The sequence below is a fragment of the Streptomyces poriferorum genome, assembly GCF_019399235.1.
Lineage (GTDB): Bacteria > Actinomycetota > Actinomycetes > Streptomycetales > Streptomycetaceae > Streptomyces > Streptomyces poriferorum.
Window position 1 is genome coordinate 1 of the sequence record NZ_JAELVH010000139.1, and the last position, 16,494, is coordinate 16,494.

Below are 16,494 nucleotides of genomic sequence, written 5' to 3' on the forward strand. Positions count from 1 at the left end.
CCAGCGTGCTGTTGTCCCGGCCGGCGCCCGGGACAACAGCACGCTGGAGTCCCGCGACGACGTCCTCACGTTCACCGGCCCGGTCCTGACCGAACCCGTCACGGTGCTCGGCGCCGTCTCCGCACGGGTCTCCGCATCCGCGGACACCGGCCACGGGGACCTCTTCACCCGCCTGTGCGACGTGGACGCGGCGGGCCGCTCCACCAACGTCTGCGACGGCTTCGCCCAGTTGCGTACGCCGGGCGGGGAACCGGCCCACGTCACGGTCCCGATGAGCTCCACCGCGTACCGCTTCGCCGCAGGCCACCGCATGCGCTGGCAGATCAGCGCGGGGGCGCACCCGCGCTATGCGCAGAACCCCGGGACGGGCGAATCCCGGGTGGAGGCACGGGAGTTCGTACCGGTGCGGGTCACGGTCCACGCGGACTCCGCGCTGCTGCTCCCGCAGGGTGAGGGGTGAGCGGGGCGCGGCGTCCCGCGGGGGCCGCCGCGCCGGCCGGTCAGAGCTGGTTGATCGGGCGCATGGCCAGGCCCTCGGTGCCCGCCCAGCCGTTCACCCGCGCAGCGTCGTCGTAGGAGACGGTGTGCAGACCGTCCGGCAGGTCGAAGACGAGCGTGCCGCTGAGCTCGGTGCCTTCACCGGCGACCAGGGAGGCGGTGAACCGGGCGGACTGGTCGTACTCCGCCTCGCCGCCCTCGTCGTTGCCGAAGATGTACAGGCCGGCGTACGCCTTGCCGCCGCCCTCGACGACGAGGGGCTCGGTGTCCGGCTCTTCGAGGTTCTCGACGGTCGGAGCGCTGTTACCGGCTCCGAGCCGCACCAGTGGCGCCTCGTTGAGGACACACGGCGACGCGCTGCCGTTGGTGACGGTCAGCAGGAAGTGGCGGGGCGTCTCCCCGGCCGCGTCCTGAAGCTCGACCGCGGCTCTGAGATCGGTGACCTTGCAGTCCTGGTGATCGGTGCCGTTGCCCCCGCTGGTTTCGCCACTGTCCCCGTTCGCGTCGTCGCCGGCGCTGCTTCCGGACCCGGTCCCGGAGTCGCTGGACGACGACTCGGTGCTCTTCGTCGGGCTCTTCCCCGCCGAGGCGGAGCCCGACGGGCCGGCGCCCTCGTCGTCACCCCCGGACGGCTGGCAGGCGGTGGCCGCCAGCAGGGCCGCGACCACACCCGCCCCCAGGAGGGTGCTGCGCAGGGCCTGACGTACTGAACCGACTCCGGCTGTCTTCGCGTTCATGCTGCATCCCGATTCCCCCGAGACCGGCCCGCGGACCGGCCCTGTGTACAAGCGACACAGCCGAGTGTGACCGGGGCCGACCCGTCAACTCCATGGAAATCAGGGTTTGTTACCACCCACGCATGAACCGCCGACCACGGCGTGACGATGTCCGCAGCGAGCAGGTGAGCACCACCGTCCGCTCAGTCGAGGCAGAACTCGTTGCCCTCGATGTCCTGCATCAGCTGGCACGACTCGTTCTCCTCGTCGGCCAGCAGCAGCTTCCCGCGTACGGCCCCGAGCGGAATCAGCCGGGCGCATTCGGCCTCAAGCGCGGCGAGCCGCTCCTCACCCACGAGCCCGGTGCCGGCCCGCACGTCGAGGTGCACCCGGTTCTTGACGACCTTGCCCTCGGGAACGCGCTGGAAGTACAAGCGCGGGCCCGCTCCGGTGGGATCGGAACAGGCGAACCCCGAAAGCGGCAGATCCTCGGCCGGCAGGGAGTTCTTGTACGCCTCCCAGCTGTCGAACCCCTCCGGCGGCTCCGGCACGACGTACCCCAGCGCCGCGCACCAGAAGCGGGCGACGCGCTCGGGGTCCGCGCAGTCGAAGGTGATCTGGACCTGTTTGATCTTTGTCATCGGGCCAAGATAGTCGGTGGCGCTTTCGGCGCAACGGGATTTTCGGGGGCGCCCTGTCAGCGACGTGACCGGCGGGTGTGGAGCCGCCGGCGGCGCACGTAGGGAGCGACTCCCGACAACCCCGGGCGCCCGCGAGCAGTTGGCTGGGAAATGGCCCCGCACCAATCCCGACCGGGACCGAACCGTGTCAGTGGCCGGTGACAGGATCCAGGGGTGCTGATCAAGGGATACGAGGACGGGCCACTGGTGGCCGGCGAGGCACTGCTGGATCGTCCGGGATTCTGGTCGAACTACCTCATGCCGGTGTGCGGCGGAGGAACGAGTGCCGTACGTCCTGGTCCGGAGTGGTTCGGCGACGACGGCGCCGATGCCGATGCCGATGCCTTGTCCGAGGTCCTCTTCGATCCCGAACGCTGGCCGGTGATCCGTGTGCCGGCCGAGGACGGCCCCGGAGCTGTGGTTGTCCATCGCAACATGGCCGGCGAGTACGGCATCGACTACCTGCTCACTCATCCGGGCCGCAGCCACGCCCAGCAGGTTGCGAGCTGGGAAGGGGATCTCTCGGGAGTCGGGCTGACGTGGGACGAACTGGTCCACCTCGCCGACAGCCCGTCCCCTGCGGCCGAAGGTGTCCAGGACACGGCCGCCCGCCTTCTGCTGGTGCTTCCTCTCCTGGCCGCCTCGGACGTGCCGGAGCCGGCCCCGGCACGGGTCAGCGCCGCTCTGACCTCGGTCGGAGCGCCGCAAGCCACCGCCTCCAGTACGGCGGAGCACTTGCTCACCCACCTGACGAGGAGAGCGCGTCACGATCCCGCCTGGGGATCGCCGCTGAGCGGCAGTTCAAGGACGGGCGGCCGGGTGGACTCCTGGTCTTGATCGGCGGCTCCGTTCCGGCAACGCGCATGGAAGCCTGTCCCCATGGACACGTTCACGGAGCGCCTCGACTACGGGTGGAGGTGGTGGGAGGCCGCCATCGACGAAGCGCAGGAAGGGCGCTGGGTCCGTGACGCCGTGGAGCGGGACGTGATCAAGGACATCGGCTGCGCCACCAACGCCCTCCACGGTGGGCGGTTGGCCCCGTTCACCGAGGACACCTGGCACGTACGCGTCGGACGGATCGCGAACTGGGCCGGGGTGCTGCGGCTCGCCGCCGGGTCGGGCGGCTGGGTCCTCCAGCCGGTCGTCGGGCGCCTCCCTCCGAACCCTGCCGGTATGGCTGAGCTGCTGTCCGGCATCTACGCGGTGGGCGAGCAGGGCGAGATCTGGATGAAGCGGCTCCTGAAGGGCGAACTGCCTCCGGAGGACGAAATCGCCCAGGCCGAGGGCTTCTTCACCGGGCCGGGATCCATCGAAGACCTTGAGCTCTTCTTCTACGACTGACAGTGACGGTGTGTTCGTCAGCCCTGCGCGGCCACCATGCCCTCGATCTCCTTGAGTACGAGGTCGGGGCTGTCCTTCGGGACGTCGTGGGAGCTGCCCTCGGCGGTGACGAGTGTGCGGCCGGGCCCGTCGTGGACGAACGTGGCTGCGGCGTCCCGCCAGCGCTGGGCGTCCTCGGGGGAGCCGTCGAACGGGGTCTTCTCCGAAACGATGACCGTCGCAGGGACCGCGTCCGGCCATGTGGCCTTGTGGAAGGCCTTGCTCGTCGCGACGAAGCTCTCCGAGGTCGAGATGAGCTGGCGGTTCTGCGGATTCTCCGGGTCCTTCTTCGCCGCGTCGACCTGCGGCTGGCTGAACGCTACGAGGCGGGCGATCTGCGCGTCCGTGAAGAGCGGGGGCAGGTTGGCGTCGACGAGAACCGCGCCGGAGAGCATCTTCTGGTTCTCCTTCGCGAAGTACGTCGCTATCTCGCCGGCCTGGGAGTGGGAGACGAGGGTGACGTTCTTGGTGACGCCCAGCTGCTCGAGCCCCGCTTCGAGGTCGCTGACGGCGCTCTCGACCTTCCACGGACCGGGCACCACGTCACTCTTGCCGAGTCCGGCCCGGTCGTACGTGACGACGGTGGCGCCGGTGGCTGCGTGGAGTTGGGGGACGAGGTCGTCCCAGTAGGAGGAGTCCTCGCCGCCGCCGGAGTCCAGGACGATCGTGGAGCCGTGGCCCTGCGTGACGTGGAAGGCCAGCCGGTGCCCGCCGTTGTCGATCATGCGCAGCTTCGTCTCGGCCGTCTGCCCGGCCTCCGGCGAGGCCGAGTGCCTGGACTCGGATGCGTTGCCGTCGCTGCACGCCGTGACCGCGCCGGCGGTCAGGGCCAGCAGGGCGAGGGCAGACAGGGCCCGGTTGACGGACCGGCGGTGGGGCGTGGTGTGGGACATGGCTGATCCTCAGTGCTTCGGATGATGGTGCGGCTGCGTTCTCCATCCTTCGGTGGATCGGTTCACGGCAGAATCCGGCTGGCATGCCTGTCGATGGTGCGCCTGAGGCGCGTGCGCGAGGTGGGGATATCCCCCGGCCCGGGTTCGGTGACCCCGTGCAGGGACGTCACGGAGAGTGGATGGGCCGGGTCGAACTGGGCTCGCCCGGCCCTCACCGGCAGGCCCGTCATGTGTTCGGCGGTGTGTCCGGCGCGCCTTCGGCGAGCAGGAGTGCAGCGACCGCATCCGGGGCCTCGTGCATGGCGTCGTGGCCGGTGGGGAGGTCGTGGACCTGCCACTCGGGATCGGCTCGGAGCCGGTTGCGGAGTTCGGTGAACGGCGTCCGGTCCTCCCACCCCGAGCAGTAGACGAACTCCCGGCGGGCGACCTGGGCGTGCGCGCCTGTGAGCCGGACCGTCTGGAGGAACGAGGCGAGGGGATGAGGACGGCGGCGGGGATCGCCGTCGCCGGGGGGCCGGACGGTGTAGCCGGTGCTCGCGGCGCCGGCGGCGAAGACCTGCCGGAAGTGCTCGTTCGTCGACGACCAGCACGACTCGCCGTCCTGCGGTACGTACGCGTCGAGATGGACCAGTCGTGAGATCCAGCCTCCGGCGCGATCGGCGGCTGCGGCGATCACCATCCCGCCGTAGCTGTGGCCGACCAACGTCGCGCCGGTGATCCGGGCGCGATCGAGGAGCCGCACCACGTCGTCGGCGTGCGTGTCGAGGTTGGCGGTCGCGACCGTCGCGATGTCGTCGTCCGGCCACAGGCCGGTCAGGGTCAGGGCGTGAACGGTATGGCCGGCACGCTCCAGCAGCGGAACCACCGCCTCGTACGACCAGGAGCCCTTCCAGCCGCCGGGTACAAGAACGAACGTCGCCATGCGATTTCTCCTCTTCCCTCAAGCCGAGGCATCGAGGCGCGCTGCCGCGATGCGATGCGATGCGATGCGATGCGATGCGATGAGGTTCGGCCGGGCGCTTCGCGCGACTGCGGACCGCTCCGCACGGAGAAAGCTTCGCCGGAACAGGGTGTGGCGTGCTATCGATACGATGCCGACTTGTGCCCGTTCACCGCCAACCTCCCAGGAGTGCCGGCGTGACCTCACGCATATGGCCGTCCGGCGGGCGCCACCTCTGGCCGTCCGGCGGAACGAGCGAAGCGCAGTCGCACGCACGCGGACACCTGGTGTACGCAGCCGGCGGCGTCCTGGCGGTTCACACCGAGCGCGGTACGTCGATCGTTCCCGCCGACCGCGTCGCCTGGACCCCCGCCGGATTCACGCACTACCACCGCGCCCACGGCGACACGGATATGCGGATCGTCTTTCTCCCGCCGTCCCTCACCCGGCTCGTACCGGATCGCCCCGCCGTGTTCCTGGCCTCCGGCCTCGCCCGGGAAGTCCTGCTCGCCCTGACCGGCTCCCGCAACTACGACGACGCCGTACCCGACTACAGCCCCGCCGCCCGCACCCGCCTCCTCCGCGTCCTCGTCGACGAACTCCGCGAAGCCCACGAACAGCCACTCCACCTGCCGGAGCCACAGGACGACCGGCTGCAAGCCATTGCCCGCAGGCTGTACGAGACGCCGTCGGACAACTCCACGCTGGCCGAACTGGGGAAGGCGATCGGAGCCGGCAGCCGCACCCTCAGCCGGCTGTTCCGCAGCGAACTCGGCATGACCTTCTACGAGTGGCGCACACAGCTGCGCATCTGCCACGCGCTCGTGCTCCTCGCCGACGGCCACGACACCACCCGAACCGCCTACGCCTGCGGATGGGCCAATCCCAGCGGCTTCATCGCAGCGTTCACCGCCGTCATCGGAACGACCCCGGGCCGCTACCGGACCAGCTGCCCGAAGGCTGCCGTACGGCTCATCCCGCGATGATCCAGGACCGCGTGGCTGACACGCTCGGGCTTACCATCCACTCGGTGCCGCGAACGGGCACCGGACAGGGGAGGGGGGCTGCATGGAACTCGACGAGCTCGGGCTCGTGCCTGACGAAGCGGCCGTCTACCGGATGCTCATCGCCCGGCCGTCGGCCCGCGCGGAAGCGATCGGCGAGGCGGCCGGTCTGCCCGCCGAACGGGCCGATGCGGCACTGCGTTCCCTGGCGGCCCGTGGCCTCGTCGTCCGTGCCGCCGACGGCCACCGGTACTCCGCGGCGCCCCCCGCCGTCGCGCTGGGCGCCGAGCTGGCCGCGCACCGCGATCGGCTGCAGCGCGCCGAGCTGACGGTCGCGCGGCTCACGGAGACGTACCGCATGGCGACCGCGGACCGCGCGCAGCGCGAACTCGTGGAGATCGTCGAGGGCGGCGAGGCCATCGGCACCCGCTACCGCCAGTTGCAGCTGTCCGCACGCCGCACCATCGACATCTTCTCGGCGGGCAGGCCCCAGGCGGTCACCCCGGCGGACAGCGAGGAGGTGACGGCCATCGCCCGCGACGTGCGGGTGCGGGCCGTCATCGACCAGGGCTTCCTGCGCGAACCGGGCGCCGCGGAGCACGTCGCGCAGTCCCTGGCCGACGGGGTCCAGGTGCGGACCGTCACCGAAGTGCCGTACAAGCTGATCCTCTGCGACGAATCCGTGGCGATGCTGCCGCTGCACGGGCGGGACGCCGACGTCGACCCGGCGGTCGTGCTGCGCGGCGGGCTCGCCCATATGGCCAGGGAACTGTTCGAGCAGGTGTGGGAGCGCGGCAGCCCCTACCAGGAGGCGGCGGGCGCGGGCATCGACCCGGTCGACGTGCACATTCTGCGGCTGCTGCTCGCCGGTCTCACGGACACGGCCGTGGCCACGCAGGTGGGGCTTTCGGCGCGGACCGTGCAGCGCCGCATCCAGCTGATGATGACCCACGCCGGCGCGACCTCGCGGCTCCAGCTGGGCTGGTACGCCGGACAGCACGGGTGGGTGTGACCGCCGTCGGCCACACCCACCCTGATCTCCGCCCTGTCTACTTCAGGGTGATCGCCCGGATCACGTCCTGGCCGATCGTCAGCCCGCCCGGCGCCCCGGCCGCGGCCCGCAGCGACACCGACTTCGCGGCGCGCGGCGTGTCCAGGACCGTCGTCCAGCGGCCGTCACCGGCCCGCTTGAGCTTGGCGTCCCGCCAGGTGGCCCCGTCGTCGTACGAGACCTGAAGGGTGGCCGACGTGGCAGCGGTCGCCCCGTCGTACGTCGCCGAGCGCAGGCCCAGGGTGAGGCGCTTGCCCGCCCTGGCCGTGCCCTGCAGATCCGTGGCGACGTCGTAGCCGAGGTTCAGCATCGGCACATTGGCACGGCCCGTCGGCAGCGGCTTGTAGTCGAAGCCCCACGTGGTGCTCGTGCTCGTGGTGCCGGGCCAGGCGGCGGTGGTGCGCTGCCCGGTCGCGACGAGCTTGTACGAGCCCGCCGGCAGGTTGGACGCACGGCCCGACTGGGCCTTGAACGTGGCCAGCTGGGTGTCGCCGCGGTAGAGCGTGGTCTGCTTGGTGCCGCCGCCGCCCCCGACATGGGTGCCGTCGCTACTGCCGGACCACATCGCGGTGTTCCAGGTCAGGGTGCTGGCCGTCTGGAAGGGGACGTAGTTCTCACCCAGGCGCGGGGCCTGGACCGGCTTGAACCAGCCGGCGTCATAGCGGCGGCCACCGGCGTACGAGTCCGTCGACGCGCGCTCGAAGTAGCCGTCCGCCGCACCGAGCCCGGTGTGCTGCTCGTACCAGGACCCGACGGCGGTCGTGTTGCCGGTGACGTACTCCGTCGTCGTCCGCGACCACTTCTCGTAGGCGTCACCGCCCAGACCCGCGCCCCACGCCGGGATGAAGTAGCGCCCGCCGTAGCCGAGGGTGCCCGATGCCGCGTACACGCTGTTGTTCACGCGGGCCAGATCGTGGTCGTCCGGCTTGTACGCCAGGGACTTGTCCGGGATGACGTCCTTGAACTGCTGCACCAGGTCGTAGCTGTATTCCGGGTACTGCTGCTGCTTCACGTGCAGTCGGCCCTTCCCCGACTTCGCCTCCGAGACCAGGCGTGCGCCGTCGCCCTGCCGCACGGAGGCGACGGTGAGCCCGCCGACGCCGCCGTAGCTCTGGTACAGGTGCCCCGGGGCGTCGTTGACGACGACCAGCAGCGCCGCGCCCGCGTCGGAGGCGGCCTGCGCCCGCTCGGCCGGGGTGACGTCGTCGGTGCGGTCGACGATCACGGCCTTGCCGCGGACGTCGAGGCCGGTGTAGTCGGCCGCCGCGCCCCGGCCCGCGTAGACGGTGCGCAGGGTCGACGAGCCGTCGTGGTACGCGGTGTTCGGCTGCGACGTCAGCTCGATGTCCCGCCCGGAACCGGTCTCGGCGTCGAGGGCCTTCTGCCGCAGCCGCCAGTGCAGGAACGCGCGCATCGAACCGTCCGACACCTTCTTCGTGGGCGCCAGGTACAGCGAGTCGTACTTGATGGGCAGCTGCCAGGAGGTGGACCAGCTGATGCCCGCGCCGTCGGCGTAGGTGCGCTGGAGGTTGAAGACGGCCTGCGTCTCCTCGCTCTCCCTCTCCGGGACCGCGTACGCCTTGCGCACCTTCGTCGCGTCCAGGTCGGCCGTGCCGGACGAGTGGCCGTCGCCGAGCGTGGCCTCGTCCGAGATCAGCAGCGCCTGGCCGAGCGAGTCGGCGGTGTCGCCGGGCACCTCGACGTAAGCGGTCGTGGTGTAGCGGCCGGGCGGCAGACGCAGCGTCTTCTCGCCGTCGACGGCGATGAGCGCGGAGTCACTGGAGTCCGACGTGTGCAGTGCGACATTGCCCGACAGCGGCTTGCCGTCCCGGCCCGTCAGCTTGATGGTGTAGTCGTACATCTCCGCCTCCTTGAAGAGGGCGAAGCCGGTGTGTGCGACCGCCTGGCCGGTCGCGGTGTCCGTCGCGACGACATGGCCGGAGAACGTGGTGCCCGCGGGGACCTTCGACGCGTCGAGGGTCAGGGTCACCTCGGTGGTGCCTTGCGCGGGGACCGTCACCGAGGACCGCGACAGCGTGTACGCGTCGGCGTCCGTGTCGAGGGCGAGGGCCAGCGTGACGTCCGCGTCGCCCTCGTTGCGGTAGGTGACCGTGCGGGTCGCCGTCTTCGCGTCGGCGTTCGGCCAGTCGTACGCGGCGGCCTCGACGGAGCCCGTCGCCTCGATGGTGGAGCTGATGGCCGAGGCTACGTTCACCCGGCCGGTGCCCACTTCGTACGGCGTCTCGGCGGTCTTGTCCGACGTCGACATCAGCGCGTTCTTGATGCGCTCGCCGCTCCAGTCGGGGTGCCGCTCCTTGAGGATCGCGGCCGATCCCGCCACGAGCGGCGTCGCCATCGACGTTCCGCTCATCGTCCGGTACAGGCCGCCCGTCCAGCCCGGCACCGACTGGGAGGCGGCGGCGGACACGTCCGTGCCGGGCGCGGAGACGTCCGGCTTGAGGCTGTGCGTGCCGATCAGCGGGCCCTGGCTGGAGAACTCGGCGCGGTCGTCGTTCCTGTCGACCGCGGCCACCGTCAGCGCGGAGGCGGCGGCGCCCGGGGAGCCGATGGTGCCCGGGTCGTAGGTGTTGCCCGCCGCGATGACGAACAGCGGACCGCCGTCCGCGGAGAGCTCGTTCACGGCCTGCGACGTCGGGTCCGTGCCGTCGGACCCGTTAGGGGTGCCGAGGCTCATCGACACGATGTCCGCGCCCTGCGCCTTGGCCCACTCCATACCGGCGATGGAGTACGACTCCTCGCCGGTGCCCTCGTTGCCGAGCACCTTGCCGACCAGGAGGCGGGCCCCCGGGGCCGCGCCCTTCTCCTTGCCGCCGGAGGCGGCGCCGGTACCGGCGATGGTGGAGGCGGTGTGCGTGCCGTGGCCGTTGCCGTCGTCGACGCCCTGGCCGGGCACGAAGCTCACGGTGGCGTCGACCTGCCCGACGAGGTCCGGGTGGTCGAGGTCCGCGCCGGTGTCGAGCACGGCGACCTTGACGCCCGTGCCGTCCAGGCCCTGCTGCCAGGCGTCCGTGGCCTTGATCTGCGCGGTCTCGGTGGCGAGCGAGGCCTCGACCTTGCCGTCGAGCCACAGCTTGCCGATGCCGCCCGACAGGGACTTCGGGTCGGATCCCGCCGCGATGTCCTTCCAGAACGACGTGGCCCGGCCCTTGTCGGCGCGCAGCGCCTTCGCGTGGATCGAGGACAGCGTACGGACCGACTCGGTGCCCTCGGGCGTGGCCGGGACCTTCGGCTGTGCCTTCGCCGTGCGGGCGGCGGCCGGGGCGGTCGCGATCACCGGAACGGTGTCCGTGTGCGCGTCGTCGTACCCCATCGCCACCAGGCCGGTGACGTTGAACAGCCGCTCGTCGAGCTTCCCGGCGGCGAGCAGCGACATGGCCTGGCGCGGGATGACGTAGGTGTCGTCGCCGCGGGTCTGCACCTCGACGCCGTCGGAGCCCGCCCCGGCCGGGTCCACGGTCACCACGTCGTGGTTCCCGGGCAGGTCGGTGTAGTGCACGAGATCACCGGTGACGAGGGTGATGTCGTAGGACTTGCCGGCCGGTGCAGTGGCACCGGTCCCGGCGGCCGGATCGGCGTCGGCCGCCGGGGCGGTGACCGATCCCCACCCGATCAGCGCCATGGTGAGCGCGGTGGCGGCGGGGAGGTATCGGCGTCTGGGTATGGATCGCATGGGAACGGTCTATCCGGTCCGGAACACCTGACGCACCGGCGGAGGGTGTCGAGTTCCCGCCATGGCGAAAACCGGACGCCGGCATTCTCCTGGCCGACGGCTCACGGATGAGGCCGTCGGCCGATGGAATCCGTCGGCCGACGGCCGGGGGGAGCGGAGGTGCCTTCCCGGCTGCCCGCGAGCGGGCAGCCGGGAAGGACACGGTCAGGACGGCAGCTTGGCGATGACGATCTTCGTCGATCCCTGGGCCGTCACGTCGGTGGCGTAGAAGGCCACCTCACCTCGGTTGTTGATGCCGAGGCCCTCCAGGGGCACCCAGTGCTTGCGGTCCACCATGGAGCCGATGTCGTACATCCGGCCCTGCGGGTCCCACAGCACCGCCGTCTCGATGTCGGGCTCGAACTCGGCGGTGCCGACGATCCAGCCGGCGTCGTTCACCGCCAGCGCCTGGGCGTCGAAGCCCAGGTCGGGCAGCCGGGTCATGGTGCCGCCCGGCTTCAGGACGAACGCGTCGTCGCCGCTCTTGCCGACGATCACACCGGACGCGTTGACGCCCTCGGCGGTGCTGTCGGCCATGCCGGGCAGCGTGCCCAGGTCGGTGACCGAACCGTCCATGCTCCACTTCACCGCGTGGCGGACACCCGCCTTGTACGAGTGGCCGACGATGACGCCCGACTCGTTGATCGCGAGCGGCTCGGTCAGGGTGCGCTGGTCGGTCAGGTGCTGCAGCTTGCGGAACCCGTCCTTCGCGGACCAGATGAACGGGTCGTTGACCTGGAGCTTGCCGCTGGTCGCGGGGTTGTCGATGTACCCGGTGGCGTTACCGACGACGTTACCGGCGTCGTCGACCGCGAAGCCGCGGTCGAAGCTGTACGCCTCCCAGTCGGGAAGCGGCAGCGTGGTGAGCTTGCCGTCCGCGTCCCACACGGCGCCGCGGGTGCCGCCGGCCGTCAGCGTCACCTGACCCGTGGTGTACGCACCGGACTGGCTCAGGCCCAGGGCGCTGCCGTTGCGCACCCCGGTGTTGTCGAGCAGCGTGACGCCGTGCTTGGCGTCCCAGCGGACCGGCCGGGTGACCGAGGAGACCTGAGCCGAACCGGCCACCTGCCCCTGGTCGTTGAAGCCGAAGCCGCTGGCCGGGCCGAAGGACCCGGTGACGTCGAGGGACGGCACGGTGACGTTGCCGAGCAGCACGTCCGCGCTGCCCAGGGGCGTACCCGCGTCGTTCGCCATCGAGAACCGGCCGACCAGACGGCGGCCGGCCGGCGGTGCGGACTCCGGGACGAGGCGCCCGGCGATCTTCATGGACTGCCCGGTGGCCAGCTTCACCGGCTTCTCGTCGTCCACCGTCACCGCACCCAGCGACTTCGAGAACATCGTGTCCTGGATGTCGAACTCGGTGGAACCGGAGGGTACGTCGGTGCCCGCGATGTACAGGTAGTAGTAGCCGGGCTTCGGGTTCTTCATGGTCAGCGACTCACGCGAGCCGCCATGGGTGGACGAGGCGACCAGGGCACCGGACTGGGCGACCAGGTACAGATCCAGGTCGGCGTCCTTGTCGGAGGCGTTGCCCAGCACGACCTCCAGGCGGGTCGCGTCGCGCGGCACCGTGATCTGCTTGCCGGTCGTCGCCTGGGAGGCGACGGTGGGCCGGGCCTGCGACAGGGCGCCGAGCGAGCCGCCGGTCGCGTGTGCGGTCACCGGCGCGAACCGGTTGACGGCGGTGAACGCCTGCTCGGTGGGCGCGTGCAGGGCGGCCTCGGCGACCACGGACGACGCCGGGTCGAACGTGGCACCCTGAACGGACGCGCTCAGCCGGTACGGGTTCTCCATGACGGGCGACGTGCGCCGCGCCTCCACCTCGAACTCCCAGATGCCGGGCATCGGCTGCTCGTAGGTGCGCGAGGCCGGGTCACAGGTCCCGGCGTCCGAGAAGTTCGTGTAGCACAGGCTGACGGCGGTCTCGTCCACGGGCATGCCCTGCGGGTCGATGGCGAGGAACCGGGTCTGGCTGTCACCCGCGATCCCGCTCAGGTCCACCTTCAGCGCCGAGGCACCCTCGGCCACGGACACGAACACGGAACGCGTCTGGTTGCGGTCCACCGAACCCTTGGCGCTGATCGTGTACGAGGACTTCGCCGGGTCGGCGGCGGCCACGACGGTGACCGGGACGAGCTTGTCGACACCGGGGGTCGTCGGGTCGTCGACGCGCAGCAGCGCCGAGTGCGCACCGGTGGAGCCGGTCCGGGCGCGGACGGTGACGGTGGTCTCCTTGCCCTTGCCGAGCAGCACGACGGGCGGGGCGCTGAACGTGCCGTCATTGCCCAGCCACGACAGCAGCGCGACACCGCTGCCGGAGCCGGTGCGGGTCAGCCGGACGTCGTACTCCTTGGTGCGGCCGGTGGTCTGGCCGCCGTCGCCGGGGGAGCAGCGGTTGTACACGCCGGTGCCGGACTTCGGGGTGGCGAGCATTCCGGCGAGCGCCCCGCACACGGGGGCGTCGACGGTGTACGACGTCGGCTCGGCGCCCTTCGCCAGCAGCTTCCACGCCGCCGGGACGTTGATGAGCCCCGCGCCCTGCGCGTAGGCGGGCTGGTCGTCGAGGAACGTGGCCGAGCTCGTCAGCGCGGAGCGCAGCGCGGCCGGCGTCACCTTCGTACCGGAGCGCCGAGCAGCCGACAGGAGCAGCGCGACATCGCCCGCGGCCTGCGGGGACGCCATCGACGTACCGTTGAACATGCCGTATCCGGCGGGCAGTTCATAGCCTGCGTCGGGCACGCTCTCGCCGGGCATCCAGGTGGGTATGGACGACACGGCGGCGCCCGGGGCGACGATCTCCGGCTTCATGCCGCCGTCCTCGCGCGGTCCGCGCGCGGAGAACGGGAACAGGGACTGGGAGGCGCGCACCCGGGAGCCGTAATCGGCCCACCAGGTGTCCCTGCTGACGGACGCGCCGACCGCGAGCACCTTGTCGGAGACGGCGGGGTCGGCGATGGTGTTCATGCCGGGCCCGTCGTTGCCGGCCGACGACACGATCTGGACGCCGTAGTCGTCGATGAGCCGGTTGTAGAGCACGGACCGTACGTTGTTGCCGTCGTTGAGGGCGGGCAGTCCGCCGATCGACAGGTTGACGACGTCGACGTGCTGGTTCACGACCACGTCGATCATGCCCTCGGCGAGCGCGTACGCCGTGCAGCCGGACGCGAACAGGCACACACGCTCGGAGACGATCTTCGCGCCGGGCGCGGCGCCGTTCATCTTCCCGCCGAACAGGCTGTTGCCCGCGCTGATCCCGGCGACGTGCGTGGCGTGCGCGCCCGAGACGATGCCGATGTTCACGTAGTCGGCACTCCTGCCGACGTTGGTGCCGCCCAGCGGCGACAGGTCCACGTCGTCGCGGTACTCGACGGTGAACGGCATCGACTCGGCGACGGGGGTGCTCGGGTCGTCCGTGCCGAACGAGGCGAACTTCCCGCTCTTCGCGTACGGTTCGACGACGTCGCCGTCACCGAAGCTGTGGTCCAGGTCGGCGTCGACCCACACGCGGTGGTCGGCGGGCCGGTAGAGGACGGCGAAGGTGTCCTTGTAGTCGCCGTCGCGGTTCACGTCGCCGCCCAGCTCGCCGCCGTACGTCGTGCTCTCGGCGAAGGTCTGGAACTCGTACGTGCCGTCCGGCGCCTTGTAGTCCACGCCGCTGAACCGGAACGTGCCGCCGGTGGCGGTGACCGTGCGGCTCATCTGGAGCCACGTCGGGTCGCTGTCGGTGAGCGGGTCGGTCGCCGTGAGCCAGTTCTTGATCTTCGGCTCGCCGGTCGTGGTCTTCTGCAGCGCGGGATGCGCGGCGTCCACGCCGGTGTCCAGGATGCCGATGGTCACGCCGCGACCGTCCCAGTCGCGGTGGGCGGACGTGAAGTCGGTGGCGCCCGTCTCGCCGGTGGGCAGATACGGGTTGTCGGCGGGGGTCCCCTTGCCGGGTGCGGCGGGAGTGCTGCCGCTCTCCGTGCCGGACGAGCTGTCCTGCTTCCGGTCCGCACCGGTGACCGGTGACGGGTCGGGGATCTTGAACGTCTCGTTCAGGTCGACGGCGCGCACCGAGGACAGCCCGGCCAGTTCGGTGACCTTGCCGGTGGGCACGGTGGCGCGCACGTAGCCGAGCTTGTCGGTGACGTCGCCGACGGTGCCGCCGAGCTGGGTGATGCGGCGGCGCACGTCGGCCGTGTCGCCGCGGTCGGTGGCCAGCATCACGGTGACCGTGGCGGCCTTCTTGCTCTCGGCCTTCTGGAGCAGGGTGCGGTCGTGCGAACCGAGCTTGTCCCGCTCGGACTTGAGGGCCTGCTTCGGTACGTCGGGCACTGCGGCGCCCAATGGGCGTGGCACGGGGGCCGCTTGGGCGGGAAGGGCGGAGAGGCCCAGCAGGGGACCGGTCAGCCCGGCTGCGAGGACGGCGGCGGTGAGCCGTCGTCTGGCAGGGGTTGCTTTGCGGGACATGGTTGTCCTGCTCCTTCCGGGGTGGGTGTGCTCCCCGGGTCTACAGAGTCGGACGGGCCCGGCGCACCAGATGGAGGTGGCGACAATTCGACATGTCGTAGAGCCGCCATGGAACGGGCAGGGCGTTACTGGCGAGGGCGGTCCCGCCCTGGTGTCACCTGCGGGTGCGGTCCGCTCGCGGGACCAGCCCCGCCCGCACCGCGCTCATCCTGGCCCGCACGCCGTGTACGGGAACGGCCCCCGCCGGACCGCCGGTCACGTCGGCGGGCTTGCCCCGGCACGCGCCGCAGATGCCGCCCGGCATTGCCTCGGGGGCGCCGGGGGCCCGGCACTCGCGGCATTCAAGGGTCCGCAGGACGACCTGGCGTACGGGGGCGATGCGGGCGGGCGGCAGTTTTTCGAGCAGCCTCCGGCCGACGAACGCGACCGGGCTGTAGATCTCCACCGGCAGTCCCTGGGTCAGTGCGCACATGATCTCCGCCTCGGTGGCACCCCGCTCGAACCACTCGCTGACCTGGGGTTCCAGCCGCACGCAATGCGCTTCGGGCAGCGACAGCGAAGGCGCGGCCTTTCCGAGCGCGGCCAGCAGGATGAACGACCGGGAGCGCGTTGGCCGTTGCTGCTCCCGCGGTACGTCGCCCCGGGTGTACGCCGCCCACCACTCGTCGTCGCGGGCGGTGCGGGAGAAGAACGTACGCGTCACCCAGATCAGCGCCTCCTCGGTCGCGACGCACTCACTGCCCCGGCGCAGGTGCCCCTCCTCCTGGAGCCGGTTCAGTGAGGTCCGCAGCGCGCACTGCCCGTACGGCAGCACCTTGGCGAGCATCTTCACGGAGATGTCGGCGCCGTCGCACAGCCCGTCGATGTACGCGGCGATGGCAGCGTCACGGGGGAGGAGATGGGCGAAGTCATGTCCGGTGCGGGGGCGTTGGTCCGGGGCCGAACGCTTGCCGTATCCGGGGTTCGCCATCGGATGGTCGAGCGTGGGCGCGGGGCCGGGCGCGGGAAAAGGGGCAGCACTAAGCTGGCTGGCAGCCATGAGATCGTGGTCCGTTTCGATCGTCGTGGTCAGGCCCCTGCTCGGTGTTTGCGCACCGGCGGGGGCCGTCGTGTCCCGGCTGACGCTAGAGCGTCGCTACCCTCCGTCGCAAGT

12 protein-coding genes are annotated in these 16,494 nt (G+C 71.1%); 5 read left to right on the top strand and 7 right to left on the bottom strand.

The window, feature by feature from the left end:
* A partial coding sequence (locus JGS39_RS22960) for a CocE/NonD family hydrolase (RefSeq protein WP_219571271.1) occupies positions 1-460 on the top strand: 460 nt, incomplete at its 5' end.
* A 40-nt stretch (positions 461-500) separates the two neighbouring features.
* Here the strand turns inward: JGS39_RS22960 and JGS39_RS22965 are convergent.
* Complete coding sequence (locus tag JGS39_RS22965) at positions 501-1,235, bottom strand: DUF4232 domain-containing protein (RefSeq protein ID WP_219571272.1); 735 nt, start codon at positions 1,233-1,235, stop codon at positions 501-503.
* Between the two features lie 182 nt (positions 1,236-1,417).
* On the bottom strand, positions 1,418-1,855 hold the full coding sequence (locus JGS39_RS22970; protein ID WP_148018305.1) for a VOC family protein: 438 nt from the start codon (positions 1,853-1,855) through the stop codon (positions 1,418-1,420).
* Positions 1,856-2,068: 213 nt separating this feature from the next.
* Between JGS39_RS22970 and JGS39_RS22975 the strand changes: the two genes are divergently transcribed.
* Both JGS39_RS22975 and JGS39_RS22980 read left to right on the top strand, forming a co-directional pair.
* Positions 2,069-2,731: a hypothetical protein gene (locus JGS39_RS22975; RefSeq protein WP_219571273.1), complete on the top strand. Its 663-nt coding sequence runs from the start codon at positions 2,069-2,071 to the stop codon at positions 2,729-2,731.
* 42 nt (positions 2,732-2,773) lie between these two features.
* The gene (locus JGS39_RS22980; protein ID WP_219571274.1) at positions 2,774-3,235 is read left to right on the top strand and encodes a hypothetical protein; all 462 of its coding nucleotides are present in this window, start codon (positions 2,774-2,776) and stop codon (positions 3,233-3,235) included.
* A 17-nt stretch (positions 3,236-3,252) separates the two neighbouring features.
* Here the strand turns inward: JGS39_RS22980 and JGS39_RS22985 are convergent, their stop codons facing one another.
* The gene (locus JGS39_RS22985) at positions 3,253-4,167 is read right to left on the bottom strand and encodes an alpha/beta fold hydrolase (protein ID WP_219571275.1); all 915 of its coding nucleotides are present in this window, start codon (positions 4,165-4,167) and stop codon (positions 3,253-3,255) included.
* A 226-nt stretch (positions 4,168-4,393) separates the two neighbouring features.
* Positions 4,394-5,089 carry an alpha/beta fold hydrolase gene (locus tag JGS39_RS22990; RefSeq protein WP_219571276.1) on the bottom strand — a complete coding sequence of 232 codons (696 nt, stop codon included), beginning with the start codon at positions 5,087-5,089 and terminating at the stop codon, positions 4,394-4,396.
* A 215-nt stretch (positions 5,090-5,304) separates the two neighbouring features.
* Here JGS39_RS22990 and JGS39_RS22995 point away from each other — a divergent pair, with 215 nt between their 5' ends.
* Together JGS39_RS22995 and JGS39_RS23000 are read left to right on the top strand one after the other, a co-directional pair.
* Complete coding sequence (locus JGS39_RS22995) at positions 5,305-6,093, top strand: helix-turn-helix domain-containing protein (protein WP_308120621.1); 789 nt, start codon at positions 5,305-5,307, stop codon at positions 6,091-6,093.
* A gap of 82 nt (positions 6,094-6,175) precedes the next feature.
* Positions 6,176-7,123: a helix-turn-helix domain-containing protein gene (locus JGS39_RS23000; protein WP_219571277.1), complete on the top strand. Its 948-nt coding sequence runs from the start codon at positions 6,176-6,178 to the stop codon at positions 7,121-7,123.
* 37 nt (positions 7,124-7,160) lie between these two features.
* Here the strand turns inward: JGS39_RS23000 and JGS39_RS23005 are convergent, their stop codons facing one another.
* From JGS39_RS23005 to JGS39_RS23015, 3 genes are all read right to left on the bottom strand, one after another.
* Complete coding sequence (locus JGS39_RS23005) at positions 7,161-10,853, bottom strand: S8 family serine peptidase (protein WP_236063956.1); 3,693 nt, start codon at positions 10,851-10,853, stop codon at positions 7,161-7,163.
* Positions 10,854-11,057: 204 nt separating this feature from the next.
* Positions 11,058-15,341 carry a S8 family serine peptidase gene (locus JGS39_RS23010; RefSeq protein WP_219571278.1) on the bottom strand — a complete coding sequence of 1,428 codons (4,284 nt, stop codon included), beginning with the start codon at positions 15,339-15,341 and terminating at the stop codon, positions 11,058-11,060.
* Positions 15,342-15,495: 154 nt separating this feature from the next.
* Positions 15,496-16,311: a hypothetical protein gene (locus JGS39_RS23015; RefSeq protein WP_219571279.1), complete on the bottom strand. Its 816-nt coding sequence runs from the start codon at positions 16,309-16,311 to the stop codon at positions 15,496-15,498.
* Positions 16,312-16,494: the final 183 nt, after the last annotated feature.